The following is a 299-nucleotide window of genomic DNA, read 5'->3' as shown; positions in this document are numbered from 1 at the left end:
GGAGCAGGTGCTCGCCTCCGGAGCGGACCTGTACCTCGAGAAGCCGCCGGTCACCTCCCTGGCGCAGCTCGGCCGGTTGCGGGAGTCGGCGGCGCGGGCGGGGCGGCTCGTGCAGGTGGGGTTCCAGAGCCTCGGCTCGCACGCCATCCCGTGGCTGCGGTCGGCGATCGAGGGCGGGGACCTCGGGGAGGTGCGTGCGATCACCGCGGTCGGCAGCTGGACACGTCCGCTGTCGTACTTCACCCGCTCGCGGTGGGCCGGCAAGCGCACCCTCGACGGCGTGGATGTGGTCGACGGCG

Annotated in this window: 1 protein-coding gene; it reads left to right on the top strand. The window is 74.2% G+C overall.

What is annotated here, in order from left to right; genetic code table 11:
- Window positions 1–299, top strand: a 299-nt coding sequence (locus SB773_RS31010; RefSeq protein WP_410594091.1) for a Gfo/Idh/MocA family oxidoreductase, incomplete at both ends; no start/stop codon positions are given.

The sequence above is a fragment of the Bacillus sp. SIMBA_074 genome (assembly GCF_046534555.1).
Taxonomy (GTDB): Bacteria; Bacillota; Bacilli; order Bacillales; family Bacillaceae_G; genus Bacillus_A; species Bacillus_A mycoides.
Note: the sequence above shows the minus strand (reverse complement) of the source record. Positions and strands in the feature narration are given on the sequence as shown.